A 26,359-nucleotide genomic window follows, 5' to 3' on the forward strand; every position below is an offset into this window, starting at 1 on the left:
ACGAGTAATTTAGGAGGATTATTTATTATGGCTTTATTACAAAAAACAAGAAAGATTAATGCAATGCTGCAAAATGCGGCAGGGAAGCCGGTTAATTTCAAAGAAATGGCCGAAACGCTCCGCGACGTCATCGATTCAAACATTTTCGTTGTCAGCCGCAGAGGTAAGCTCCTCGGCTTCTCAATTAACCAGCAGATCGAAAATGACCGGATGAAAAAAATGCTTGAAGAACGCCAGTTTCCTGAAGATTACACAAAAAGCCTGTTCAACATTCCGGAAACGTCATCAAACCTGGATATTAACAGCGAATATACGGCGTTCCCTGTTGAAAACCGCGATCTTTTCCAAGCGGGACTGACGACGATCGTACCGATTATCGGAGGAGGCGAAAGACTGGGAACATTGATTCTTTCACGCCTTCAGGAGAAATTTGAAGATGATGATTTGATCCTTGCCGAATACGGCGCAACTGTTGTCGGAATGGAGATTCTCAGAGAAAAGGCCGAGGAAATCGAAGAGGAAGCCCGCAGCAAAGCGGTTGTTCAAATGGCGATCAGCTCATTATCATACAGTGAGCTTGAAGCGATTGAACATATCTTTGAAGAGCTTGACGGAAACGAAGGCCTGCTTGTCGCGAGTAAAATCGCCGACCGAGTCGGCATTACGCGCTCCGTCATCGTGAATGCCTTGCGAAAACTCGAGAGCGCCGGTGTTATTGAATCCAGATCATTAGGGATGAAAGGCACATATATTAAAGTGCTCAACAACAAATTCCTCATGGAGCTTGAAAAACTGAAGTCTCATTAAATGTAAAGGGTGCAGAACGAAATGTTCTGCACCCTTTTTTTGTTTTCTCTTAAATGTTATACTGTTGTAATTTTTTTGTGCGGAAAAATCGATATTACCACAAATTTCAGTTCGAAAATAATATACAAGTATATTATTTAGACGCCTCCATTTCCTCACCAAAACATAGTTCTTATAATCTAGGTCAAAATACCTATTCGTAAAATAGATATATATTACGATTTTTTTTTGCTCCCAGATCATAGACTTTAAGCCTATTATTTCTTACAATAGGCTTATGGTTTTTACAATTCTCGACAAGAATTTAAGACAGATGGAAAAAGATTGGAGGTTTTTGGCGGTGGATATATTTTCAGGAACTATACATACACTTGAAGGAGCCTTGCAAAGAGCAAACGTTAAGCAAAAAGTCATAACCAATAATATCGCCAATGTAGATACACCGAACTATAAGGCGAAAAAAGTTTCCTTTAAAAGCATGTTGAATGAGGAATCCTCACGGATCAACCCGATAAAAACTGACTATAGGCATATTGACTTCGAAGGCAGTGAGTCTAATTATTCAATTGTCTCTAGTAAGCAAACATCATATCAGCAAAACGGAAACAACGTAGATATCGATCGGGAAATGAGCGAAATGGCCCAAAATCAAATTCAATACCAAGCACTTGTTGAAAGAGTAAGCGGGAAATTCAATTCACTGAAAACCGCGATTACGGGAGGTAAATGATGGGGATATTCAATAGCATTAATACCTCGGCTTCTGCGCTGACTGCTCAGCGGGTGAGAATGGATACTGTTTCCTCCAACCTGGCGAACATGGACACTACAAGGGCCAAAAGAGTAAACGGGGAATGGCAGCCCTACAGAAGAAAGCTCGTGTCGACGTCTCCGAAAGGAGAATCCTTCTCATCTGTTCTTCAGTCATCAATGAATGCGTCAAACAGAATCGGCGAAGGAGTAAAAGTAACGAAAATCAGCGAAGATGAAACACCTTTTAAGCTTGTTTATGATCCGACACACCCTGACGCAAATGAAGACGGCTACGTTCAGATGCCAAACGTCGATCCCCTCAAGGAAATGGTCGACCTGATGAGCAGCACCAGATCTTATGAAGCGAATGTCACAGCGATGAATGCGACAAAAGGAATGCTCATGAAAGCATTAGAAATCGGAAAGTAGGGTGATGAACTGATGATCAATGGAATTTCTCCGTTTCAGGTTCAATCCGCACAGGCGGGGACAGATGTAACGAATCAAATCAATAACAAGCAAGCGGGTTCCGGAAACGAAACCAGCTTTTCAAATGTGCTGAAAGATTCTATCAATGCTCTGAATCAATCTCAAAATGACTCTGATAAGCTGACAAACGCGTTGGCGCTCGGCCAAAATGTCAATCTTGACGAGGTTATGATCGCGGCTCAAAAAGCAAACGTGACATTAACCGCAGCGACTGAGTTCCGCAATAAAGCGGTTGAGGCTTATCAGGAAATCATGAGAATGCAAATGTAGGAAAGGAGTCTGAAAGCGAAGAGAATTAGTGTAACTACCGGGGGAGTAAGATGAATCGTACTTTATTGCAAATCAAAACGAAAATAACTGATTTTTGGAACAACAGATCGAAGCTGCAAAAAATATTGATGATCGGCGGCTTTGCAGCGGCCATCATCCTGACCATCATCATCGCTATTTTCGCCTCGTCTGAGAAGATGGTTCCTCTTTATAAAGATTTATCTGCCGAAGAAGCAGGCCAGATTAAAAAAGTGCTTGATGAGAAGGGCGTGCCTACCGAACTTGCGGATAACGGCACCGTCATCAAGGTCCCTGAAGAAAAAGTGGATTCGCTGAAAGTGGATCTGGCTGCCGAAGGCCTGCCGAAAAGCGGAAGCATTGATTATTCATTCTTCAGCCAAAATGCCAGTTTCGGCATGACGGACAATGAGTTTGACGTCTTAAAAGCTGAGGCGACGCAGACGGAACTGTCCAACTTAATCAAAGGCATGGAAGGCATCAAGGACGCGAAGGTGATGATCAACCTCCCGAAAGAATCCGTCTTTATCGGAGAGGAAAAGCCGGAAGCTTCTGCGTCAATCGTACTGCAAATCAAGCCTGGCTATACGCCTGATAAAAGCCAGATTACCGGCCTCTATCATCTAGTATCGAAAAGCGTGCCGAATCTTGATCCTAAAAACATTGTCATCATGGACCAAAATTCAAATTACTATGATCAAAACAGCGGGAACTCGGGGAATTCGTCGGGAGACACCTACGCTTCTCAGCGGGAGATCAAGACGCAAATCGAAAAAGACCTGCAAAGACAGGTGCAAAGCCTGCTCGGCACCATGATGGGGCAGGATAAAGTCGCGGTATCTGTTACAACAGACATCGACTTTACACAGGAAAAAAGAAAAGAAGACCTCGTTGAGCCGGTCGATAAAGAAAATATGGCTGGAATCGTCGTGAGCTCGGAAAAAATCAGCGAGACTTATGCGGGAGACGGGGCGCAGGCCGGCGGAGTCAACGGCACAGGTGATCAGGATGTCACGAATTACGCCGAAACAGAAGACGGCAATCAGAACGGCAATTACGAAAAAAGCGAAGACCGTCTCAATTACGAAGTCAACCGGATTCATAAAGAAATCGCAGAAAGCCCTTATAAGGTCAGAGATTTAGGCATTCAAGTATTGGTTGAGCCGCCAGATCCGAAAAATCCGACTTCTTTGACACAGGAAAGACAGGACGATATTAAAAACATTCTTTCTACAATCGTCCGGACATCCATTGACAAATCCGAGAATCAAAACCTGTCAGACGAAGATCTTCAAAATAAAATCGTCGTATCCGTCGAAAAATTCGATGGAAAAGCAACGTTTGATACTGAGAAGGAGACCGGCGGCATACCGCTTTGGGCCTATATTGCAGGCGGAGTGCTCTTGGTTGCGCTGATCGGCTTCATTTTCTGGCTTGTAAGAAGACGCAAAAATGACGATGAAGAATATGAAGAAGAATGGTATGAAATGCCTCAGGAACCGGTGAGAGTGGCAGACGTGAACGATGAAAAAGAAACAGAAGAATCTGTAAGGCGGAAACAGCTTGAAAAAATGGCGAAAGATAAACCGGAAGAATTCGCGAAATTATTACGCAGCTGGCTGACCGAGGATTAGGAGGAGTATTGAAATGGCAAATATGAAACAAGACAAGCTTACAGGCAAACAAAAAGCGGCCATTCTCATGATATCCTTAGGGCTTGATGTGTCGGCTTCCGTTTACAAGCATCTAACAGATGAAGAGATTGAAAGGCTGACGCTGGAAATATCGAATGTCAGATCTGTTTCGCCTCAGAAAAAAGATGAAATTATTCAAGAATTTCATGAAACTGCCATTGCCCAGGAATACATTTCCCAAGGCGGCATTCACTATGCCAAACAGGTGTTGGACAAGGCCCTTGGTGAGGAAAAAGCGTCCAGCATCATCAACAGGCTCACATCATCCTTGCAGGTCAGACCGTTTGATTTTGCCAGAAAAGCCGATCCTGAACAAATTCTGAACTTTATTCAGCACGAGCATCCGCAGACGATCGCTTTGATTCTATCCTACCTCGATCCTGTGCAATCCGGACAGATCTTGTCTGAACTGAATCAGGATGTGCAGGCCGAGGTCGCAAGACGGATCGCCGTCATGGACCGGACGTCTCCGGAGATCATTAACGAAGTGGAACAGATTTTAGAGCAGAAGCTCTCATCCACCTTCACTCAGGATTACACACAAACCGGCGGCATAGAAGCGGTTGTGGAAGTATTAAACGGGGTTGACAGGGGGACCGAAAAAACGATACTTGACGCCTTGGAAATCCAGGATCCGGAGCTTGCTGACGAAATTAAGAAGCGGATGTTTGTCTTTGAAGATATTGTCACGCTTGACAACCGTGCGATTCAAAGGGTTATCCGCGATGTTGAAAACGACGATCTGCTCCTGTCCTTAAAGGTGGCCAGCGAAGAGGTCAAAGACATTGTGTTCAGCAATATGTCACAGCGTATGGCTGAAACCTTCAAAGAGGAAATGGAGTTTATGGGCCCTGTACGACTGCGTGATGTCGAAGAAGCTCAGTCCAGAATCGTAAGCGTCATCCGGAGACTGGAAGAAGCGGGTGAAATCGTAATCGCCAGAGGCGGAGGAGATGATATCATTGTCTAACATTATTAAACAGCGATTATCATCTATTCCGGATAAGAAAAGGCGGACGATTTCATTAAAAGAAGTGAAGCTCCCTGAAAGCGGAGCTGACCTTCTTGAAACGCCCGATCCCGAACATCTGATCAACCAGGCGCATCAGGAAGCAAGCAAAATATATGAAAAGGCGAATGTGGAACTCGAACATGTCCGCAGGCAAATCGAAGAGGAACGAAAGGCATGGGATAGAGAGCGCGAGGCCTTGATTGAACAGGCCGAAAAAGAAGGTTTCGAGGCAGGGTTTGAGCTGGGAAAGGCTGAGGCGGAGCAAGCTTATGCATCTCAGTTGGAACATGCCAACGCGATCGTCAAAACGGCAAGACAAGACTATGAAGAAAAAATCGAACGCTCTGCCGAAGAAATCATCGCGCTTGCCGTTTCCCTGGCCAAAAAAGTATGGAACCAAAAGCCTGATGACAAGGAAGCCTTCAAGGATCTTGTGAAACAGGTGCTGTCTGAAATGAAAGAGTTTGACGAGATATCCATATATGTCGACCCTGAATACTACATAGAGGTTCAAAGTCATAAAAAAGAGCTGGAAGAGCTGCTTCAATACGGTGCGCACCTTGCGATCTACGCTGATGAAAAAGCGGCGAAGGGCACCTGCTATATAGAAACGGCCTTCGGAAGAATCGATGCGGGCATTGACACCCAATTGCAGCAGCTCAAGCAAAAACTGCTCGACATGCTTGAAACGGCGGGTGAAAGCCAGTGATGCTGAAACAGCTGCTGGAATGTATTGAAACGGCAGATTCTTATAAACGCTATGGAAAAGTAAAACAGGCCGTCGGTTTAATGATTGAGTCCAAAGGGCCGGAAAGCTCGATCGGTGATGTCTGCAAGATCTATACAAAAGGAGACAGCCGAAAGATCATTAAAGCTGAAGTCGTCGGCTTCAAAGATCAAAATATCCTTCTTATGCCGTATCTTGAAGCATCAAATATTGCGCCGGGCAGCATTGTTGAAGCCACGGGCGAATCATTGAGGGTCAAAGTGGGCGCCGGCCTGATCGGACAGGTTGTCGATGCGTTTGGAAACCCGCTCGACGGCAGTATGCTCCCAAAAGGTCTGACTCCGGTTTCTACAGAGCAAGCGCCGCCGAATCCGATGAAAAGGCCTCCGATCGGAGAAAAAATGGAAGTCGGGGTCAGGTCGATTGACAGCCTTTTAACCGTCGGAAAAGGACAGAGGGTCGGAATTTTCGCGGGCAGCGGTGTAGGAAAAAGCACCCTGATGGGAATGATTGCAAGACAGACGGCAGCGGATTTGAATGTCATCGCCCTTGTCGGTGAGCGCGGCCGCGAAGTGCGCGAGTTTATCGAAAAAGACCTTGGAGAAGAGGGATTGAAGCGCTCGATCGTCGTTGTCGCGACATCCGACCAGCCGGCTTTGATGAGGCTGAAAGCTGCATATACGGCGACGGCCATCGCCGAATACTTCCGCGACAAAGGCCAAAATGTGATGTTTATGATGGATTCGGTGACACGGGTCGCCATGGCGCAGAGGGAAATCGGCTTAGCGGCGGGAGAACCGCCGACAACAAAAGGTTATACACCTTCAGTGTTCGCTATTTTACCTAGGCTCTTAGAACGAACAGGCGCAAATGAAAACGGCTCAATCACGGCATTTTATACGGTGCTTGTCGACGGCGACGATATGAACGAACCGATCGCCGATACTGTAAGGGGGATTCTGGACGGCCATATCGTCCTTGACAGGAATCTCGCCAATAAAGGCCAGTTTCCGGCGATCAATATTTTAAAAAGCATCAGCAGGGTCATGGGAAACATCTCTGAGAAAGAACATACCAATGCTGCAAACCGCTTCAGAGAGCTTCTATCAACTTATCAAAACTCAGAGGATTTAATCAGCATTGGCGCTTATAAAAAAGGATCCTCAAGAGAAATTGATGAAGCAATCCAGTTTCATCCTAAGCTGATCAGTTTTCTCAAACAGGATGTTGATGAAGCGGCATCCATGGAAGACAGCATTTCCTTCTTAAAGAGTCTTACAGGAAGAGAGGGATAGAATGGCTTATTCATTTAAATTTCAGAAGCTATTGGAGCTTAAGGAAAATGAAAAAGACCAATCATTCGCGGAATATCAGCAATCGGTATCCGAATTTGAAAAGGTTGCAGAAAAGCTGTATGAAAGCATGAACCAAAAAGAAACGCTTGAAAAAAATAAAGAAATCAAGCTGCAGACGGGAATGAGCGTTCAAGAAATGAGGCATTACCAGCAATTTGTCACAAATCTTGAAAACACCATTCACCATTATCAAAAACTTGTCATCATGAAAAGAAACGAAATGAACGAAAAGCAAAACGATTTGACTGAAAAAAACATTGAACTCAAAAAGTTTGAAAAAATGAAAGAAAAACAGCTTGAAATGTTTTTAATACGAAACAAAGCAAATGAAATAAAGGAGATGGATGATATATCCATCACCCAATTTATGACTCATGGAAATTAGGAGTAGAAACAATGACCGAAGAAAAAAAAGCCGGTAAATTTCAGACGTTTTTGTTTTTGATTGTCATTCCGTTCATTTTCTTAATCATTTTGGCATGTGTCGGATTGTGGCTCTCCGGTGTCGGAGTGAAAGATGTCGCTTCCCATATTCCTTTCGTGAAGGACTTCGTTCAAGATGACAAGCAGGAGGCGGCTTCTGCGGACAAAACGAAAGACGGCCAAACCGAAGAGCTTCAGAAAACGATCAAAGAACAAAAAACGAAAATTGATACGCTGACAAGCGATCTAAAAACAAGCGATGAAGAGATTAAAAGACTGAACCAAAAGGTCCGCTCGTTTGAAAAACTCGAGAAAGATGCCAAAAAAGACGGCAAGAACAAAGTAAGCTCTGATACCGACAGCGATGAACAAGCGCAAAAAGTCGTGAAAATCTACCAGAGCATGGACAGCGGCAAGGCCGCCAAAATCTTAAGCCAGCTGAATGAAAAGGAAGCGGTCAAAATTCTGAATGCCTTGAACAAGCAGAAGATCAGCGAAATTCTTGCGAAAATGTCGCCTGATAAAGCCGCCGGATTAACGGAGCAGCTGTCAAAACTTAAGGATCGTTAAGAAAGGGGGGAATCAGTTGAAGCTGTTGGATATGATCTCTATTGAGAGTGCGCCGCCGGTGCAAACGATAGGGAAAAATGGGAATACGACCGCGGGTATGTTGTTTCAAAATGTGCTGCAAAAAGAAAGCCTCACGTCAAACGGGAACAGTGAAGGAACGTCCCGACAGGCTGAAAGTGCGAATGAGCTTTTGCAAACCATTGAGAATTGGCTGTCGGGAAAGTCAGGCGTCCAGTTCGATGAAAATTGGCTCAAGGCGCTTCAGGATCTTGCTGGTCAGGGGACAAAAGACCCGGAGACAGTAGCATTGGCTGAAGAGCTGCTGAAGAAAATCGAGTCTTTGCTGCAGCCTGCCGCTGAAGAGGGCGCCGCTCCTGCAGACGGAAAGCTGTTGGAACATCCAGCTGAAGAGCGGCTAAGCGGAAATGACGGAGATAAGATAAAAGGCGATGATCCGCCTGATGAGACAGTTCTCACAAGCATTCAGCATCTTCTCTACACGCTCGTGTATGAGCAACAGCCGCTCGAAAAATCGACGCAGATCGCATCCATTTTAGAAAAAGGGCCGGCCTTTCTCGAGATGCTGCAGGACAAAGGAGCCTCGCCTGAGCTTGTTGATGAGCTGAGGCGCCAAATATTCACGAAAGATCCTGACCAGTCAAAACTGCTGTCCATGTCAAAGGCAGAGCTGAAAAGCTTTCAAAGTGTCATCGACCAGATGATGAAAAACACCGCGGAAACGGGAGCAAAGGAATGGAAGATGGCCGAAAGCGAACTGAAAGCCTTTCTTCTGGGCAAAAAAACGGATGTACAGGTTTCAGAGAAGCAGTACTTCGTCCTTCCTAAAGACAATCAGCCTAAAGCTGAGCAAAAACCGGTTCTTTTGCACCAAAGCTTTACCGGCCATCAGAAATCCGAATCATTGCCTGTGAACACATTCCAGGCCGCGACTGCAGGTGATCAAACATCTTCCCAGTCAAAGACATTCACGGATCAGATACTCGGCTCATGGAAGCAGATGAAATATACGCCGTTCGGGAAATCGACAGGCAGCTTTACCATTCGTCTCAATCCTGAAAATCTGGGGTTTATCACCGTCAAACTGATCAAACAGCATGGGATGTTCTCAAGCAAGATCATTGCTTCGACCCAATCCGCGAAAGAGCTTTTGGAACACAACCTGGCCCAGCTGAAGCAGGCGCTTCCGACGATGTCTGTACAGATCGACCGCTTCAGCGTTCCGCTTCAAACAGGAGACCAGCCGTTCGGCCAGCCGGCAGATGATCAGCAAAAGCATCACCAGCCGCCGAAACAAGATCAGCAAAAAGAACAGGAAAACGAAGATTTTCAGGAATTTTTGGATGAACTGATTGAAAGCAGAGTGCAGGATCACGAGGAGGAGATCTAATGTCTGAAACAACAGCTGCCGCAAGAACCCAAATCACCGCGGCCGCAAATGCAAATTCGACAGCGTCTTCGGAAAAAAAGACGGCATCCGGCAGCTCCAACCTGGGCAAGGATGACTTTTTGAAATTGCTGGTAAAACAGCTGCAGTACCAAGATCCTTTAAATCCGATGGAAGACCGCGAATTTATCGCGCAAATGGCAACTTTTTCAAGCCTTGAACAGTTGACCAACTTAAATACAACGATGTCAACGTTCGTCGGCCTTCAAGATCCGATGTCCATGTATGTCGACTGGATTGGGAAAGAAGTCACTTATGAAAATGAAAACAGAGAAGAAAAAACCGCGCTCGTCAAATCAATAAAAAGCTCAGACGGCCAATATAAGCTCGTCCTTGACGACGGCACCGAAGTGAGCCCGTGGAATGTGACCGCGGTAGGCGTATCTGCCAAATAAAAACAGATCATACAGGGAGGAATACTCAATGTTACGTTCACTTTATTCAGGAATCAGCGGCATGAAAAACTTCCAGACAAAGCTTGATGTCGTCGCAAACAATATCTCAAACGTCAATACTTCAGGATTTAAGAAAAGCAGGGTCACCTTTAAAGACATCGTCAGCCAGCAGCTTTCAGGGGCGTCTGCCTCAACTGCCAACAGGGGATCAGTAAACGGCATGCAAGTCGGGCTCGGTTCAACAGTCGGATCAATCGACACCATTCATACAAATGCCGCACCTTCGACAACCGGCCGCCAGCTGGATATCGCGATCACTGGTGATGGTTATTTCCGGGTCGGCACGGGGAATGAGATCAGCTATACAAGATACGGTAACTTCAAGCTGTCTGATGAAGGCGATTTAATAACTGCAGACGGACTGTTTGTCTTAACGGCCGACAATCAGAAAATCAATATCCCTGCGGACGAGGCGAAAAGCTTCGCCATTGCACCAGACGGAACGGTGACATATGTAGATCAAAATAACAACAGCGTCAAGGCCGGACAAATCTCGCTTGCGACGTTCAGCAATCCGGACGGCTTAATGAAAATGGGCGACAACCTCTACAGTGAATCATTGAGCTCAGGGGCCGCACAGATTGTCGCACCTGGCGAAGGTTCATCAGGCAAACTGCAAACAAGCGCGCTTGAAATGTCAAACGTCGACCTTTCGGAAGAATTTTCCGAAATGATTATCGCGCAGCGCGGCTTCCAGTCCAACGCGAAAATCATTACAACCTCTGATGAGATCCTTCAGGAGCTCGTCAATCTGAAGCGATAAGGAGGGAGGCGGGCGCCTCATAGGGCGCCTGCTGCAAAACGATGATTAAGGTTACGCGATTAAACGGACAACCCTTTATTCTGAATGCAATATTAATCGAACAAATTGAATGTTTTCCCGACACGACAATTACGCTGTCAAACGGAAAGAAATTTGTTGTCAAAGAAGATGAAGATACTGTTGTAGAAAGCATCGTGTCATTCTATCAAAAAATCCAAATACTTTCTTGTGACCAAAGAATTGAGGAATCAGAATGAATAAAAAACTTCTAGCAATCATGATGATTATTATTCTGGCGATTGCCGCACTGGGGCTGGCTGCCTTTTTTGTCATCAAAGGAAATGCAAGCGGAAAGGATGCCAAACAGGAACCGACCATTGACGAAGTGGTGGAATCGTCCGTGGAAATCGCTGAAATCACGACAAACCTGAAATCGGACAACTATGTCCGGCTGTCGATCAAGCTTGAAACCGATTCGAAAGAAGCGAAGGAAGAGCTTGAAAAACGCGATTTCCAAATCAAAGATACAGTCATTTCCCTGTTGGCGAACACTACGGCTAAAGAAATGGAAGGACAAAAAGGGAGAGACCGTTTTAAAGAGCAGCTGAAAGAAAAGCTCAACTCGGACTACATGAAAGAGGGCAAAGTAAAAACAGTATATATTACCTCCTTTAATCTGCAGTAGGAACGATATTCGACAGGACCACGGAGGTGAAAAATAAGATGGCAGGAGAAGTGCTCTCCCAAAATGAAATCGATGCATTGCTTTCAGCGATATCGACCGGAGAAATGGACGCCGATGAGCTGAAAAAGGAAGAGACCGTTAAAAAAGTAAAAGTATACGATTTTAAACGGGCGCTCCGCTTTTCAAAGGATCAGATCCGCAGTTTGACAAGGATTCACGATAACTTTGCGAGGCTTTTAACAACCTATTTTTCGGCGCAGTTGAGAACATACATCCAAATCTCGGTAAGCTCGGTTGACCAGGTTCCATATGAGGAATTCATCAGATCCATTCCAAACATGACGATCCTCAATCTGTTTGAGGTTCATCCCCTTGAAGGGAGAATCATGATGGAGATCAACCCGACCATCGCCTATACGATGATGGACAGGGTCATGGGCGGTATCGGCTCGAGCCATAACAAAATTGACAGCTTGACGGAAATTGAGACGAAAATCATGTCCAATCTATTTGAAAGCTGTCTGACGAATTACAAAGACGCTTGGGAATCGATCGCGGAAATTGAGCCGGAAATGTCCGATTTTGAAGTGAATCCGCAGTTTGTGCAAATGGTTTCTCCTAATGAGACGGTCGTCGTCATTTCGTTAAACACGCAAATAGGAGATATCAGCGGGGTCATTAACCTTTGCATCCCGCACGTCGTTCTTGAACCGATTATTCCTAAGCTTTCCGTCCATTATTGGATGCAATCCGACAGAATTGAGCCAAAACCGGAGGAAACAAAGTCGATAGAAAAGCGGATTATGACGGCGCAAATTCCAATTGTCGCAGAACTCGGATCATCGGAATTAACAGTTGAAGAGTTTTTACATTTAGAAATTGGAGATTGTATCACTTTGGACAAATCAGTAGCAGAACCTCTTACTGTTTTGGTCGGAGATAAACCGAAATTTCTAGGACAAGCCGGCCGAATGAATCGAAAAACTGCGATTCAAATTCTAGATCACGACATAAGAGGTGAAGAATATGGAGAATAACAATAGGTTATCACAAGATGAAATCGATGCGCTGCTTAAAAGCGGCGATGACAATAATGAAGAGCAGCCGGAATCAGGATTGTCCCCGATGGAGCAGGATACGATCGGGGAAATCGGCAATATTTCCTTTGGGAGCTCTGCAACAGCTTTGTCCACGTTGTTAAATCAGAAAGTAGAAATTACAACACCGACCGTTTCGGTAATTGAAAAAAGCCATTTGAGCGATGAATTTCCTCATCCTTATGTATCAATCGGTGTGAGCTATACAGAAGGTTTTTCAGGAAACAACCTTCTTGTCATCAAACAGGAAGACGCCGCGATCATCGCCGACCTGATGATGGGGGGAGACGGGACCAACGCCGATCCTTCACTCAGCGAGATTCATTTAAGCGCCGTGCAGGAAGCGATGAATCAAATGATGGGTTCAGCCGCGACTTCCATGTCGACAGTCTTCAGCAAGAAGATCGATATTTCCCCGCCTGAGGTGGATCTTCTTGATGTAAAGGAAGGGGAAGGGACAGAGCAGATCCCGAAAGAGGACCCGCTCGTCAAAGTATCCTTTAGATTGAAAGTCGGGGAGCTGATCGATTCCCATATTATGCAGCTTTACCCGATTACATTTGCGAAAGATTTGATTGATGAATTAACGAAGCCGGCAGACGAAGCGGCACCGGCTGAGGAACAACCGTCCGCTCCGGAGCAGCCTGCACCGGCCGCCGCGCCTCAAGCGGCAAGGCCGAAACAGGAGCCTGCGCCTAAAAGGCAGGGAACGGCGAAGGTTTCTGAGCCTGTACAGGTTACACCGGCCGAATTTGCGCCTTTTGATTCCCAGCCTGAGGCACAGCCTCATTTGAATAATCTCGACATGCTGATGGACATTCCTTTATCTGTGACGGTCGAGCTTGGAAGGACAAACCGCAGCGTCAAAGAGGTGCTGGAACTGTCGACAGGCAGCATCGTCGAGCTTGACAAACTGGCGGGAGAACCTGTGGACATCCTCGTCAACCAGCGGGTTGTCGCAAAAGGGGAAGTCGTCGTCATCGATGAGAACTTCGGCGTCAGGGTAACAGACATATTAAGTCAGGCAGAGCGAATCAGTAAATTACGATAACAACAGATTGATGAAGGAGAGATTAAGATGGCTTATAAGATTTTAGTAGTTGATGATGCAGCATTTATGAGAATGATGATTAAAGATATTTTGGTGAAAAACGGCTTTGAAGTGGTCGCTGAAGCTCAAGACGGAGCCCAGGCTGTTGAAAAATATAAAGAGCATTCTCCGGATTTGGTGACGATGGACATTACCATGCCGGAAAAAGACGGGATTACCGCCCTGAAAGAAATCAAGGAAATCGATCCGCAAGCGAAAATCATTATGTGTTCAGCGATGGGGCAGCAATCGATGGTCATCGACGCGATCCAGGCAGGGGCAAAGGATTTTATCGTCAAACCGTTCCAGGCCGACCGCGTCATGGAAGCGATCAATAAAACGCTGGACTAAAGGGTGTACAACTTGGTGAAGAAATCTTTTATGTTCATAGCCGGCATTTGTCTGCTTCTTTTTCTCGCTATGCCGCACGTCCCCGCCCATGCAGAGGAATCCGGCGATCAGACGGTCGATCAGCTGTTTGATAAAGGCAAAGACAATAAGAAAGAGGAGAAAGAAAAAGACAAGGCTGAGAAAACAAGCGGCAATTCTCTTAAGGAAGAGACGGAGACAGAAACCCCGTCTCCTTCCGTATCCATTTTTGATTTTGTCAAAATGATCGGCGCTTTGCTGTTCGTGATTTTTCTGATTTACGCATTGGTCAAATTCATGAATAAGCGAAACAAGCTGTTAAAACCCTTTCAATATGTCGAAAACATCGGCGGAACGGCTCTCGGACAAAACAGGTCCGTACAGCTGGTGAAAGTGGGGAACAAGGTGCTTGTCGTCGGAGTCGGCGAAAACATCCAGCTTTTGAAAGAGATCGATGACGAAGAGGATGTAAAAGATATTCTCGCTCAGCACGAGGCTGCGATGAACAGCAAAATCGAATGGCAAAAATGGGTGGATCAAGTCAAGGTTTCAGGAGCGCAAAAAAGAGGGGACGCACCTTCTTTTTCTGAATCATTGAAAGCGCAGCTTTCGGAATTGAAACAAAACCATGCAAAAGGCAGAAAGAAAGGCCAAAATCAACATGAATGAATTTATTGATTTATTTAATTCAAGCGATGCGGCAAATGTCAGCGCCAGCGTCAGGCTCCTGCTGCTGTTAACCGTGTTTTCGATCGCTCCGGGGATTTTGATCATGATGACGTGCTTTACAAGGGTTGTCATTGTTTTGTCTTTTGTACGGACATCACTGGCAACGCAGTCGATGCCGCCAAACCAGGTGCTGATCGGACTCGCATTATTTCTAACCTTTTTCATTATGGGGCCGACATTTTCAGAGATTAATAAAGATGCCCTGACCCCTTTAATGGATAACAAAATCAGCATAGATGAGGCCTATACGAAAGCCGAGGCCCCGATCAAAGAGTTTATGAGCAAGCATACGAGACAGAAGGATCTGGCGCTGTTTATGAATTACACGAAGATGAAAACGCCTGAATCCATTGATGATATTCCGCTTTCAACAATGGTGCCCGCGTTTATCATCTCGGAATTGAAGACCGCATTTCAAATGGGATTTATGATTTTTATTCCGTTTTTGATTATCGATATGGTAGTGGCGAGTGTTCTGATGTCGATGGGGATGATGATGCTTCCTCCGGTCATGATCTCGCTGCCGTTTAAAATATTGCTTTTTGTTCTTGTAGACGGCTGGTATTTAATTGTGAAATCTTTGCTGCAAAGCTTTTAGAGTAGGTGCTAAAACATGAATTCGGAATTTGTTATATCGATTGCTGAAAGAGCGGTATATGTGACGCTCCTCGTCAGCGGGCCGCTTTTGGCGCTCGCTCTCGCAGTGGGGCTGATCGTCAGCGTTTTTCAGGCAACGACCCAAATACAGGAACAGACTCTGGCATTTATACCGAAAATTGTCGCCGTTTTGGTGGGGCTCGTCATTTTTGGGCCGTGGATGCTGTCGACGATTTTGTCTTTTGCGACTGAGCTGTTCTCTAATTTAAATCGTTTTGCAGGGTAGCATCAACATGTCAATGATTGAATTATTTCCAGCTTTTTTACTTGTGTTTGTCAGGATCACTGCATTTTATGTAACGGCGCCTCTCTTTTCTTATCGGACAGTTCCTGCCATTCATAAAATAGGTTTTGCATTTTTTCTTGCGCTAATCAGTTTCAGCACGATTGAGAAGCCTCCCCATCTTGATGTAGACGGCTTTTACATGCTTTTGGTCATGAAAGAGGCGCTTGTCGGCCTTCTCCTCGGGCTTATCGCCTACATGATGATGGCGGCCGTCCAAATCGCCGGCTCGTTCATTGATTTTCAGATGGGGTTTGCGGTGGCAAACGTGATTGATCCCCAGACAGGGGCGCAAAGCCCGCTTGTCGGTCAATTTTTGCACACGATGGCTTTGCTCCTGATGCTGAGCCTGAATGCGCACCATCTGTTGCTTGATGGGATTTATTACAGTTATCAATATATTCCGGTCGATCATTTCGGGCTGGCGTTTGGAAATGAACAGTTTGCCCAATTTATAGCGAAAAGCTTCAACACGATGTTTATTACGGCTTTTCAATTATCTGCACCTGTTGTGGCAAGCCTGTTTTTAGTCGATTTGGCATTGGGAATTGTGGCAAGAACAGTGCCGCAGCTGAATGTGTTTGTCGTCGGGCTTCCGCTGAAAATCGCGGTCACCTTTATCATGCTCATCATCTGTATGGCGGTAATGTTCAGCATGATGCAACACGTATTCGAATTTGCCATTCGGACCATGAGAGATCTATTAAGTTTGCTTGGGGTGGCATGATGAAGCTGACGTTGGATTTGCAATTTTTTTCAGGTGAAAAAACGGAGAGAGCGACGCCGAAAAAGCGGCGGGAGACGAGAAAAAAAGGACAGGTTGCCAAAAGCGCAGATGTCAATACGGCCGTCACGCTCTTCATCGTCTTTTTGTCCCTGTTGTTTTTCGGATCTTTTATGAGGGACCGCTTGATCGGTCTGATCGAAAGATATTATAAAGAGCTGATCATGTTGAAGGTGACGGAGGCCAATATTCCCGGACTGTTTGGGGATCTGGCGCTTGAAGCCGGAATGATTTTGGCGCCGGTCATGGTTGCGGCCCTTATCTCAGGGGTGTTAAGCAACTATTTGCAAGTGGGATTTTTATTTGCGCCGGAAGTGGTCAAACCCGATCTCAAGAAATTGGACCCGCTTAAAGGATTCAAGCGGATTTACAGCATCAGGGCGTTCGTTGAACTATTGAAATCGATTTTGAAGATCGTTGTCGTCGGGACCGTGACATTCGCAGTTCTGTGGCAAAACTTCGGGGACATTCTCAGAATTCCCCTTCTGGCTCCCGGAAAGGCTTTGTCATATGTCGGCTGGCTCGCGTTTTTGATGGGGGTGTCAGCGGCGGTCGCCTTGATTTTTCTTGCGGCGCTTGATTACCTTTATCAGAAATTTGATTATGAAAAAAGCATTCGAATGTCGAAGCAGGACATCAAAGATGAATACAAAAAAACCGAGGGCGATCCGTTAATCAAGTCCAAAATTAAGCAAAAGCAAAAAGAAATGGCGATGCGCCGCATGATGCAAGAGGTTCCGAAGGCAGACGTCATCATCACGAACCCGACCCATTATGCCGTCGCCCTTAAATACGACGAAAACAAAATGGATGCGCCGTTTATCGTGGCGAAAGGGGTCGATTTGATGGCCCTGAAAATCAGACAGATTGCAAAAGAGCATGACGTCATGACGGTCGAGAACAGACCGCTGGCAAGAGCGCTCTATGATCAGGTTGAGATTGACCAGGCCGTTCCGGAAGAATTTTTTAAGGCCATTGCCGAAATCTTGGCTTTCGTATATAAAGCAAAGCAAAAAATATGAATTTTTTAGTTTTAAAAGGAGAGAAACAGCATGTCAGCAAGAGATTTATCAGTTTTATCCGGCGTTGTCCTCATTGTGGCAATGCTTATTATTCCCTTTCCACCATGGTTGTTGAGCGTCTTAATTATCGTGAATATTTCTCTTGCGTTAATCGTGCTTCTCACCACAATGAACATGCAAGAACCGCTGCAATTTTCGATTTTTCCTTCATTATTGCTGCTGCTTACGCTGTTCCGTTTGGGGCTCAACGTTTCAACGACGCGTTCGATCCTGTCAAACGGTGATGCGGGAAAGGTCGTCGAGACGTTCGGGTCATTCGTTGTCGGCGGCAATGTGCTAGTCGGTCTTGTCGTCTTTATCATACTGATCATCATCCAGTTTATCGTCATTACAAAAGGGGCGGAGCGGGTTTCTGAAGTTGCCGCGAGGTTTACCCTTGATGCCATGCCCGGAAAACAGATGAGCATTGACGCCGATCTGAACGCCGGAATGGTGACAGAGCAGGAAGCGAAGTTCCGCCGTGAAAAAGTGGCGCGCGAAGCAGATTTCTACGGAGCGATGGACGGTGCCAGCAAATTTGTCAAAGGTGATGCCATCGCAGGAATCATCATCGTCCTCATCAACGTACTTTGCGGGATTGTCATCGGCATGCTGCAAAAGCAGATGAGCATTCAGGAAGCGGCATCCCACTTCACATTGCTGTCTGTGGGGGATGGCATTGTATCACAGCTGCCTGCGCTCCTGATCTCGACGGCAACGGGTATCGTCGTGACAAGAGCCGCGTCAGACGGCAACCTTGGCCATGATATTACAGGCCAGCTGTTTGCATATCCAAAGCTTTTGTATGTGACGGCGGGAACGATTTTTGCGCTTGGAATTTTCACGCCGATCGGACTTCTGCTGACAGGTCCGTTGGCGCTGCTTCTTGCTTTTGGCGGCTATACGCTTTCCAAGGCCGGAGAAGATAAAGAAAAAGTGGAAGACATTTTAGAGGAAGAAGCCGAAGTGGATGAATTGAAAAGTCCGGAAAGCGTCGTACATCTCCTTGATATTGACCCGATCGAATTCGAATTCGGCTACGGGCTGATTCCTCTGGCTGATGCAAATCAGGGCGGAGATCTTTTGGACAGGATCGTCATGATCAGACGGCAGCTTGCAATTGAGCTCGGGCTCGTCATCCCGGTCGTCAGAATCAGGGATAACATTGCCTTGCAGCCGAATGAGTACCGTCTGAAAATCAAAGGAAATGAAGCGGCGAAAGGCGAGCTTCTCCTCGATCACTTTTTGGCGATGTCCCCGACGGGCGAGGATGATCAAATTGAAGGAATCGATACGATTGAACCGTCCTTTGGCCTCCCGGCTAAATGGATACCCGAATCTCAAAAAGATCAGGCCGAAATGCTCGGGTATACGGTCGTCGATCCGGCTTCCGTCGTGTCGACCCATATTACCGAGCAGGTCAAAAAGCATGCGCATGAGCTGCTCGGCAGACAGGAAACAAAACAGCTCATCGATCATTTGAAAGAATCGTATCCGGTACTTGTCGAGGAAGTCACGCCGAATCCGCTGTCTGTCGGTGATGTTCAAAAAGTGCTCGCAAAACTTTTGAAAGAAAAAGTATCCATCCGGAACCTGGTCACGATTTTTGAAACATTGGCCGACTACGGAAAATTGACGACAGATTCAGATATGCTGACAGAATATACAAGGCAGTCTCTCGCCAAGCAGATTACCGCCCAGTATGCGAAAGAAAACGAAATGCTGAAGGTCGTGACCTGCTCAGGGCGCGTTGAAAAGGCGGTGGCTGAAGGTATTCAGCAGACTGAACACGGCAACTACTTATCTCTCGAACCGGCAATATCGGAAAATATCATTCAATCTGTAGCCAGAGAGATCGAGCAGCTTTCATTAAAGCAGGAAGTGCCGATCCTCCTCTGCTCACCGCCGGTCAGAATGTATGTCAAACAGCTTTTGGAACGGTATTTCCCTGATCTCCCGGTTCTTTCTTATAACGAACTGGAGGCCAATGTAGAAGTTCAAAGTATCGGAGTGGTGGATATTCAATGAAGATCAAAAAATTTGTAGCTGGTTCGATGCAGGAAGCCACAAAACAAATTAGACATGAGCTTGGAACAGACGCCGTCATTTTAAACTCTAAAAAGATTCAAACAAGAAGGTTTCTCGGACTTGTCAAAAAACAAGGCGTTGAAGTGATAGCTGTTGTTGATCAAGACTATTCCGACAGGCAAAAACCGAGGCGGCAGCAGCTTCAGGCAGCTTTTCCAAATCCGGGCACTCCGCCTGAAAAACCGGTGCAGCTAGAATTGGCCAATCAGGTGAAAGAGCTGAAAGAATTGCTGGAAACACGGCAGCATGAACAGCCTGTCGATGTTCTTCCGGAGCCTTTGAAGCAGGCGGATCGGCTTCTGACGAAACAAGGGGTATCGGCAGCCGTCCGTACGAAAGCGTTTAGCCGTCTGATCAGCTCATCCTTCCAAGAAGGGGAAGAATGGACGGAAGAAAAGGCGCTTCTCCGTGTGACCGATGCTTTGGCAGAGCTTCTTCCGGAAAACCCGGGGGAGCAGATGGCGATCCGTTCGAAATATGTCGTTCTCTTTGGACCGACAGGAGTCGGCAAAACGACGACCCTCGCCAAGCTTGCGGCTTCCTCAGTGCTGGAGGAGAACAGGAAGATCGCCTTTATTACAACAGACACGTACCGGATTGCGGCCGTCGAACAGTTGAAAACGTATGCTGAATTGTTAAACGCTCCGCTGGAAGTGTGTTATACGCAAGAGGAATTTAAAGCAGCCCAGCAAAAATTCGCCGATTTTGACCATGTATTCATCGATACGGCGGGCCGCAATTTCAAAGACGGGCAGTACGTCAAGGAGCTGAAGGACATCATTCCGTTTGACCGGGGGCTTCAGGCGTTTCTCGTTTTGTCCGCAACCAGCAAATATTCGGATATGAAGGAGCTTGTCAGGCAGTTTTCGAGCGTTCCGATCGATCAGCTGATTTTTACGAAAGTGGATGAAACCGATTCACTCGGGAGCGTCATGAATCTCCTGGCTGACTCGAAGATCGGTCTCGGCTACATGACAAACGGCCAAAACGTTCCGGAAGATATCCGCTACATGTCAAATGCATCTTTTGCGAAACTGCTTACGGGGTGTTGAACATGGATCAGGCGGAAAGCTTGCGAAAGCGAATGGAAGAGCACTTTGCCGAGACGCCGGCCGTTTATCATAAAAAAGCGAAAACACTGGCGGTGATGAGCGGAAAAGGGGGCGTCGGGAAATCAAATGTTTCTCTGAATACCGCTCTTGCATTCATCGACAAAGGAAAAAAAGTTCTTTTGATCGATCTCGATGTCGGAATGGGCAATATTGACATTCTGCTTGGCCGGCAGGGGCGCTATACCATCATGGATGTGCTGAATCAGCAAATGCCTTTTCACCGCGCTTTGTCAACAGGCCCAAAAGGCATCAGCTATATTTCCGGAGGGACCGGGCTCGATACGATGTTCGAATTAAATCGGGAGAAATGGGCGTTTTTTCTGAAGGAACTGTCGGCTGTTCTTTCACATTTTGACTATGTCTTGTTTGATATGGGAGCAGGCTTGTCAAAAGATCAGCTGCCATTCGCCCTGTCGGCGGATGACATTCTGATTGTCACAACCCCTGAGCCGACTTCGATTATGGATGCATACAGCGCAATCAAACATTTGGCATTAAATGGGCGGGAGCTTAAGCTGAAGGTCATCGTCAACCGCTGCATCAGCCAGAAAGACGGAATTTCCGCCTATACGCGGCTTTCAAACACGGTAACCGCCTTTTTGCAGCAGCAATTGGAATACGCCGGGACGATCCCTGAGGATTCTCTCGTTTCAAAAGCAGTCGTTGAGCAGCAGCCGTTTTTGATCAAACACCCGCGCTCCAAACTGAGCAGGGCGGTTTACCTTTTGGCGGATTCGCTGCTTGAGGCCGGCACAGCGAAAAAAGAAGGCAGCCGGTCGTTTATCGATAAACTATCTTCATTTTTGAGAAGGGGTAATGCAACATGATTCGTGTTCTTGTCGTTGATGACTCTGCTTTTATGAGAAACATGATCACCAAGTTTTTAACATCCAATCATCAGATTGCTGTAGCAGGAACGGCAAGAAATGGGGAGGAAGCGCTCCGAAAAATTGAGGAGCTCCGCCCGGATGTGGTCACATTGGATATCGAAATGCCTGTGATGGACGGAAAAGAAACATTGAAAAGAATCATGGCCAAAGAATCCCTTCCTGTCATCATGGTTTCCAGCCTGACCCAGCGGGGGGCTGAGATTACCATAGAGTGCCTGGAGATTGGAGCGATTGATTTTGTCGCAAAACCGTCAGGATCGATTTCGGTCGATTTGTACAAAGTGCGGGAAGAACTGATTGAAAAGGTGTTGACAGCCGGCCGGACGAAGCTGAAGGCCCGGCCTGCCCCGGCGCTAAAGCCAAAGCCTGAAGCCCATCAAGAGGTTGTCGCAGAAAGCGTGATCCGTCCCGCCCGTTCCGGAAGCGCCAAACAGCTTGTCTGCATCGGTACGTCAACGGGAGGGCCGAAAGCCCTCCAAAGAGTGCTGCCGAAGCTACCCAAGACATTGAAGGCGCCTGTTTTTGTTGTTCAGCATATGCCGGCGGGGTTTACGGCTTCCCTTGCAAACAGGCTGAACCACCTCTCAGAAGTAACCGTGAAGGAGGCTGAAAACGGCGAGAGAGCACAAGACGGCTGCGTCTATATTGCGCCGGGCGGAAAAAACATGGCAGTGCACCTTGAGCAGGGCGAGCTGGTGATTTCACTTGATGACCGTGATACAGTAAGCCGCCATAAACCATCTGTGGACTATCTGTTCAACTCGCTGGCGCCGCTAAAGAGTTTTGACAAAATCGCCGTGATCATGACGGGGATGGGAAGCGACGGAACCGAAGGCGTCAAAAGCCTCTTACAACATTCGGGCGGGACAGTGATTGCTGAATCCGCGGAATCCTGCGTCGTCTTTGGAATGCCCAAAGCCGTCATAAACAACGGACTGGCGAATGAAATCAAGCATGTTGATGAAATTGCTGCAGCTATTATGACGTATATGAAGAAAGAGAGGGCGTGACTCATATGGATATGAACCAATATTTAGACGTCTTTATTGAAGAAAGTAAAGAACATTTGCAAACCTGTAATGAAAAATTGCTCGAACTCGAAAAAAATCCATCAGATCTGCAGCTTGTCCACGATATCTTCAGAGCGGCCCACACGCTAAAAGGTATGAGCGCCACGATGGGCTTTGAAGATATGGCGCATTTGACGCACAGCCTTGAAAACGTGCTGGACGCCATCCGGAATGAGGAAATGACGATTACTTCGGAATGGATGGATGTCATGTTTGAAGCGCTTGACGATCTTGAAGCCATCGTCCTGTCGATCATTGAAGGAGGCGACGGAAAAAGGGATGTCTCTGAAGTCTGCGCCAAGCTCGACGTGACAGGGGCGAACAAAGAAACCGCGGCAGCAGCCGAAGCGCCTGAAGCAGCATCTTCCAAATCGAAATGGTCCTATGACGAATTTCAAAGAACGGTTATCGCAGAAGCGGAGGAGCAAGGCTTTAATTGCTACGAAATCTCGGTTTCTCTTAAAGATGACTGCTTGCTTAAAGGCGTCCGCGTCTACATGGTATTTGAACAGCTGAACGAAATCGGCGAGGTCGTCAAAACGATTCCGGAAACGGAAGTGCTTGAATCAGAAGACTTTGACTCCGAATTTGTCATTTGCTTTTTAAGCAAGCATGATAAACAGGAAATTTTCAACAAAGTCAACGGTGTATCAGAAATTGAAAAAGTCGAAGTGACAGAGCTGAAAATCGACATTGCGCCATCTGAAAATGAAAAGCCTGCCGAAGAAAAAGAAGCCGCACCGAAAGAAACGGAGAAGAAACCGGAAAAACCGGCAAAACAACCGAAGCAGTCGAACGGCAAAAAAGAGCCGGCAAAACCGGCGGCGGGCGGAGGAACGAAAACGATCCGCGTCAACATCGACCGTCTCGATTCTTTGATGAACCTCTTTGAAGAGCTTGTCATCGACAGAGGACGGCTTGAGCAGATTGCCAAAGAGCTTGACCACGGCGAGTTAACGGAAACCGTCGAACGAATGACGAGAATTTCCGGAGATCTGCAATCGATTATCCTCAATATGAGAATGGTCCCTGTGGAGACTGTGTTCAACCGTTTCCCACGCATGGTCCGTCAGCTGACGAAGGAACTGAACAAAAAGATTGAGCTCACCATTTTCGGGGCGGAAACAGAGCTTGACCGGACGGTGATTGATGAAATCGGCGATCCGCTCGTCCATCTGTTGAGAAACAGCCTTGACCACGGCATTGAAGCGCCTGAAGTCAGGGTCAAAAACGGAAAGCCTGAAACAGGGCAAGTCACACTGAAAGCTTACCACAGCGGAAACCATGTCTTTATCGAGGTTGAGGATGACGGAGCGGGCATCAACCGCAAAAAAGTGCTCGAAAAAGCGCTCGAGCGGAACGTCATTACTGAACGCGATGCAGAGACGATTGAAGACCATGAAATCGATGCGCTGATTTTTGCGCCGGGATTCTCAACCGCGGATCAGATTTCGGACATTTCCGGACGCGGCGTCGGCCTGGATGTCGTCAAAAGCAAGCTTGAATCATTGGGGGGATCTGTCAGCATTACCTCAACCGAAGGAAAGGGATCGCTTTTCTCAATCCAGCTTCCGCTGACGCTTTCGATCATCTCCGTGCTTCTTGTCAAGCTTGAAAAAGAAACGTTCGCGATCCCGATTTCTTCTATTATAGAAACGGCTGTCATTGATAAGAAAGACATTCTGTTCACGCATGACCGCGAAGTGATTGATTTCAGGGGCCATATCGTACCGGTGGTTTACCTGAAAGAGCAGTTTAATGTTGAGGATTCGGCAGATGATCTTGACCAGCTCCACGCCATCGTCGTCAAAAAAGGAGACAAGCTGACTGCATTTGTCGTCGACTCTTTTATCGGGCAGCAGGAAGTCGTGTTAAAATCGCTCGGCGATTATTTAACAAACGTCTTTGCGATATCAGGAGCAACGATTTTAGGAGACGGACAAGTCGCATTGATCATCGATTGCAATGCCCTTATTAAATAGATAAGCGAAAGGAGAGCGATCCTCTTGACCACACAGACTACCACCGGTGAAAAAATGATTGTTTTCAAAGTGAATCATAAAGAATATGCCATCTCTGTTTCAGAAGTCATGTCGATCGAAAAATGGCAGCAGCCTACAAGGGTTCCCGGAGTCGAACCGTATATTTGCGGCGTGATTAATTTAAGAGGCGTTGTCACGCCTGTCATCGATTTAAGAAAACGGATCGAAGCGCCCGGTGACGCGATCACTGACGAAACGAGAATCATCATCATTACCCATCAGGGCATTGAAGTCGGCTGGGTCGTAGATGAGGCAAACGACGTCATCACGGTCGAAGAAAAGGAGATTGAATCAGCTCCTGAAACGGTTGGGAAAGACGGCAGACAATGGATAAAAGGGATTGTCAAACAAGGCAAAAGACTTCTCAACCTGATTGACTCTGAAGCCGTTTTAAACAGGAAGTCAAGCCTTGCTTCAGCTTCCGATAACGCTAAGAAATAAGGAGCCTGTGATGGACATTTTTAACGGAATTAAAGAAGAGCATCTTGATATTTTACGGGAAGTCGGAAATATTGGAGCGGGCCATTCGGCATCTGCTTTGGCACATTTATTGAACAGGAAAATCGAGATGGAAGTGCCGTTTGTCAAGCTGCTGTCGTTCGATGAACTGGTGAATTTCTTCGGCGGCGCAGACCTTCCCGTCGCCAGCATCTTTTTGCGGATGGAGGGGGATTTCCCGGGCTCCATGTTCGTTATTATGCCTTTTTCGGAGGCGGAACAATTGATCAGGGAGCTTGTCGGCGATCCGGAATTCGACATTGACTGCATGACTCCTGATGATATAGGAGCCTCCGCCCTTCATGAACTGGGCAATATTATGGCGGGGTCATATTTGACGGCTCTCGCCGATTTGACAAACCGGCAAATGTATCCGAGCGTTCCCGAGCTTACGCTGGATATGTTCGGAGCCGTCATCAGCGAAGGGCTGATCGAGCTCAGCCAGGTCGGAGACCAGGTGATTGTCATTGACAACTCTATTTTTGATGAAGAGAACAATCGGAAGGTAAAAGCGCATTTATTCCTTTTACCTGACTATGATTCGTTTGAAAAGCTCTTCCATTCATTGGGTGCCGCGCTATGAAAATGATAGAAAAAGAGACTTCCATTATCAGAGTGGGCATTGCCGATGTAAAGATCGTCCGCACTCCAGACCGCATCAGGACGTCGGGCCTCGGGTCATGCGTCGGACTCGTGCTTTATGATTTGGAAGCAAAAACGGCCGGACTCGTCCATGTCATGCTTCCCGATTCTTCCCTTTCCAAGACGAAGGATATCAATCTGGCGAAATATGCCGACACGGCCGTTGCGGCAACGGTTGATATGCTGCTTGAAGCCGGCTGCCGGAAATTCGCCTTGAAAGCAAAAATGGCCGGAGGAGCCGAGATGTTTAAATTTAAGATGACAAATGATTTGATGAAAGTCGGGCCAAGAAATGTGTTGGCGATAAAAAAACATCTATCTCTCTTGAATATTCCGATTGTAAGCGAGGATACAGGCGGAAACAGCGGAAGGACCATCGAGTTTGATCCGCAGACCGCGGAGCTTGTCATCCGCACTGTTAAACAAGGTATAACGACGATTTAAAAAGCAATTTAGGGGGA

The 26,359-nt window shown here is 46.7% G+C and carries 31 protein-coding genes; all 31 read left to right on the forward strand.

Annotation, left to right across the window (positions count from 1 at the left end):
• Window positions 1-27: 27 nt before the first annotated feature.
• The gene (gene codY / locus R5H20_RS09215) at window positions 28-807 is read left to right on the forward strand and encodes a GTP-sensing pleiotropic transcriptional regulator CodY (protein WP_006638180.1); all 780 of its coding nucleotides are present in this window, start codon (window positions 28-30) and stop codon (window positions 805-807) included.
• 340 nt (window positions 808-1,147) lie between these two features.
• Window positions 1,148-1,537, forward strand: a complete 390-nt coding sequence (gene flgB / locus R5H20_RS09220) for a flagellar basal body rod protein FlgB (RefSeq protein ID WP_006638179.1) — start codon at window positions 1,148-1,150, stop codon at window positions 1,535-1,537.
• Window positions 1,537-1,989, forward strand: a complete 453-nt coding sequence (gene flgC / locus R5H20_RS09225) for a flagellar basal body rod protein FlgC (RefSeq protein ID WP_006638178.1) — start codon at window positions 1,537-1,539, stop codon at window positions 1,987-1,989. Before flgB ends, flgC begins: the two co-directional genes overlap by 1 nt.
• Before the next feature lie 12 nt (window positions 1,990-2,001).
• Entirely contained in the window at window positions 2,002-2,319 is a 318-nt protein-coding gene (fliE, locus tag R5H20_RS09230; RefSeq protein ID WP_006638177.1) for a flagellar hook-basal body complex protein FliE, read from the forward strand.
• A gap of 50 nt (window positions 2,320-2,369) precedes the next feature.
• A complete protein-coding gene (gene fliF / locus R5H20_RS09235) occupies window positions 2,370-3,971 on the forward strand; it encodes a flagellar basal-body MS-ring/collar protein FliF (RefSeq protein WP_006638176.1) in 1,602 nt (533 codons plus the stop codon).
• A 13-nt stretch (window positions 3,972-3,984) separates the two neighbouring features.
• Window positions 3,985-5,001 (forward strand): flagellar motor switch protein FliG, encoded by a 1,017-nt coding sequence (gene fliG / locus R5H20_RS09240; protein WP_029418507.1) that lies wholly within the window; start codon window positions 3,985-3,987, stop codon window positions 4,999-5,001.
• On the forward strand, window positions 4,985-5,752 hold the full coding sequence (fliH, locus tag R5H20_RS09245; protein WP_034325767.1) for a flagellar assembly protein FliH: 768 nt from the start codon (window positions 4,985-4,987) through the stop codon (window positions 5,750-5,752). Before fliG ends, fliH begins: the two co-directional genes overlap by 17 nt.
• Window positions 5,752-7,065 (forward strand): flagellar protein export ATPase FliI, encoded by a 1,314-nt coding sequence (gene fliI, locus R5H20_RS09250; RefSeq protein ID WP_006638173.1) that lies wholly within the window; start codon window positions 5,752-5,754, stop codon window positions 7,063-7,065. Before fliH ends, fliI begins: the two co-directional genes overlap by 1 nt.
• A 1-nt stretch (window position 7,066) precedes the next feature.
• A complete protein-coding gene (fliJ, locus tag R5H20_RS09255) occupies window positions 7,067-7,510 on the forward strand; it encodes a flagellar export protein FliJ (protein ID WP_006638172.1) in 444 nt (147 codons plus the stop codon).
• A gap of 11 nt (window positions 7,511-7,521) precedes the next feature.
• Complete coding sequence (locus R5H20_RS09260; RefSeq protein WP_006638171.1) at window positions 7,522-8,118, forward strand: MotE family protein; 597 nt, start codon at window positions 7,522-7,524, stop codon at window positions 8,116-8,118.
• 16 nt (window positions 8,119-8,134) lie between these two features.
• Complete coding sequence (locus tag R5H20_RS09265) at window positions 8,135-9,526, forward strand: flagellar hook-length control protein FliK (protein WP_006638170.1); 1,392 nt, start codon at window positions 8,135-8,137, stop codon at window positions 9,524-9,526.
• The gene (gene flgD / locus R5H20_RS09270) at window positions 9,526-9,978 is read left to right on the forward strand and encodes a flagellar hook assembly protein FlgD (RefSeq protein ID WP_006638169.1); all 453 of its coding nucleotides are present in this window, start codon (window positions 9,526-9,528) and stop codon (window positions 9,976-9,978) included. Before R5H20_RS09265 ends, flgD begins: the two co-directional genes overlap by 1 nt.
• A gap of 28 nt (window positions 9,979-10,006) precedes the next feature.
• Complete coding sequence (flgG, locus tag R5H20_RS09275) at window positions 10,007-10,801, forward strand: flagellar basal body rod protein FlgG (protein ID WP_006638168.1); 795 nt, start codon at window positions 10,007-10,009, stop codon at window positions 10,799-10,801.
• Window positions 10,802-10,842: 41 nt separating this feature from the next.
• A complete protein-coding gene (locus R5H20_RS09280; protein ID WP_006638167.1) occupies window positions 10,843-11,058 on the forward strand; it encodes a swarming motility protein SwrD in 216 nt (71 codons plus the stop codon).
• Window positions 11,055-11,486, forward strand: coding sequence for a flagellar basal body-associated protein FliL (gene fliL, locus R5H20_RS09285; protein WP_006638166.1), 432 nt, complete (start codon window positions 11,055-11,057; stop codon window positions 11,484-11,486). The genes R5H20_RS09280 and fliL overlap by 4 nt, the downstream gene beginning before the upstream one ends.
• A 38-nt stretch (window positions 11,487-11,524) precedes the next feature.
• Window positions 11,525-12,523 (forward strand): flagellar motor switch protein FliM, encoded by a 999-nt coding sequence (fliM, locus tag R5H20_RS09290; protein WP_006638165.1) that lies wholly within the window; start codon window positions 11,525-11,527, stop codon window positions 12,521-12,523.
• Window positions 12,513-13,634: a flagellar motor switch phosphatase FliY gene (gene fliY, locus R5H20_RS09295; protein WP_006638164.1), complete on the forward strand. Its 1,122-nt coding sequence runs from the start codon at window positions 12,513-12,515 to the stop codon at window positions 13,632-13,634. Before fliM ends, fliY begins: the two co-directional genes overlap by 11 nt.
• Before the next feature lie 27 nt (window positions 13,635-13,661).
• A complete protein-coding gene (locus tag R5H20_RS09300; RefSeq protein ID WP_006638163.1) occupies window positions 13,662-14,024 on the forward strand; it encodes a chemotaxis protein CheY in 363 nt (120 codons plus the stop codon).
• Between the two features lie 15 nt (window positions 14,025-14,039).
• Window positions 14,040-14,711: a flagella biosynthesis regulatory protein FliZ gene (gene fliZ, locus R5H20_RS09305; protein WP_006638162.1), complete on the forward strand. Its 672-nt coding sequence runs from the start codon at window positions 14,040-14,042 to the stop codon at window positions 14,709-14,711.
• Window positions 14,704-15,369 carry a flagellar type III secretion system pore protein FliP gene (gene fliP, locus R5H20_RS09310; RefSeq protein ID WP_006638161.1) on the forward strand — a complete coding sequence of 222 codons (666 nt, stop codon included), beginning with the start codon at window positions 14,704-14,706 and terminating at the stop codon, window positions 15,367-15,369. The genes fliZ and fliP overlap by 8 nt, the downstream gene beginning before the upstream one ends.
• 15 nt (window positions 15,370-15,384) lie before the next feature.
• The gene (fliQ, locus tag R5H20_RS09315; RefSeq protein WP_006638160.1) at window positions 15,385-15,654 is read left to right on the forward strand and encodes a flagellar biosynthesis protein FliQ; all 270 of its coding nucleotides are present in this window, start codon (window positions 15,385-15,387) and stop codon (window positions 15,652-15,654) included.
• Window positions 15,655-15,661: 7 nt separating this feature from the next.
• Window positions 15,662-16,438 (forward strand): flagellar biosynthetic protein FliR, encoded by a 777-nt coding sequence (gene fliR, locus R5H20_RS09320; protein ID WP_006638159.1) that lies wholly within the window; start codon window positions 15,662-15,664, stop codon window positions 16,436-16,438.
• Window positions 16,438-17,517: a flagellar biosynthesis protein FlhB gene (gene flhB / locus R5H20_RS09325; protein ID WP_006638158.1), complete on the forward strand. Its 1,080-nt coding sequence runs from the start codon at window positions 16,438-16,440 to the stop codon at window positions 17,515-17,517. Before fliR ends, flhB begins: the two co-directional genes overlap by 1 nt.
• 30 nt (window positions 17,518-17,547) lie before the next feature.
• Window positions 17,548-19,584, forward strand: coding sequence for a flagellar biosynthesis protein FlhA (gene flhA / locus R5H20_RS09330; RefSeq protein WP_006638157.1), 2,037 nt, complete (start codon window positions 17,548-17,550; stop codon window positions 19,582-19,584).
• Entirely contained in the window at window positions 19,581-20,696 is a 1,116-nt protein-coding gene (gene flhF / locus R5H20_RS09335) for a flagellar biosynthesis GTPase FlhF (protein WP_006638156.1), read from the forward strand. The genes flhA and flhF overlap by 4 nt, the downstream gene beginning before the upstream one ends.
• 2 nt (window positions 20,697-20,698) lie before the next feature.
• A complete protein-coding gene (locus tag R5H20_RS09340; RefSeq protein WP_006638155.1) occupies window positions 20,699-21,583 on the forward strand; it encodes a MinD/ParA family protein in 885 nt (294 codons plus the stop codon).
• Entirely contained in the window at window positions 21,580-22,656 is a 1,077-nt protein-coding gene (locus R5H20_RS09345; RefSeq protein WP_006638154.1) for a protein-glutamate methylesterase/protein-glutamine glutaminase, read from the forward strand. Before R5H20_RS09340 ends, R5H20_RS09345 begins: the two co-directional genes overlap by 4 nt.
• A gap of 5 nt (window positions 22,657-22,661) precedes the next feature.
• Entirely contained in the window at window positions 22,662-24,698 is a 2,037-nt protein-coding gene (locus R5H20_RS09350; protein ID WP_006638153.1) for a chemotaxis protein CheA, read from the forward strand.
• Between the two features lie 24 nt (window positions 24,699-24,722).
• Window positions 24,723-25,199: a chemotaxis protein CheW gene (locus R5H20_RS09355; RefSeq protein WP_006638152.1), complete on the forward strand. Its 477-nt coding sequence runs from the start codon at window positions 24,723-24,725 to the stop codon at window positions 25,197-25,199.
• A gap of 10 nt (window positions 25,200-25,209) precedes the next feature.
• Window positions 25,210-25,839, forward strand: coding sequence for a chemotaxis protein CheC (locus R5H20_RS09360; protein WP_006638151.1), 630 nt, complete (start codon window positions 25,210-25,212; stop codon window positions 25,837-25,839).
• The gene (locus R5H20_RS09365; RefSeq protein WP_081605379.1) at window positions 25,836-26,342 is read left to right on the forward strand and encodes a chemotaxis protein CheD; all 507 of its coding nucleotides are present in this window, start codon (window positions 25,836-25,838) and stop codon (window positions 26,340-26,342) included. The genes R5H20_RS09360 and R5H20_RS09365 overlap by 4 nt, the downstream gene beginning before the upstream one ends.
• Window positions 26,343-26,359 lie beyond the last annotated feature (17 nt).

The organism is Bacillus sp. KICET-3, assembly GCF_033261025.1.
Taxonomy (GTDB): Bacteria; Bacillota; Bacilli; order Bacillales; family Bacillaceae; genus Bacillus; species Bacillus sonorensis.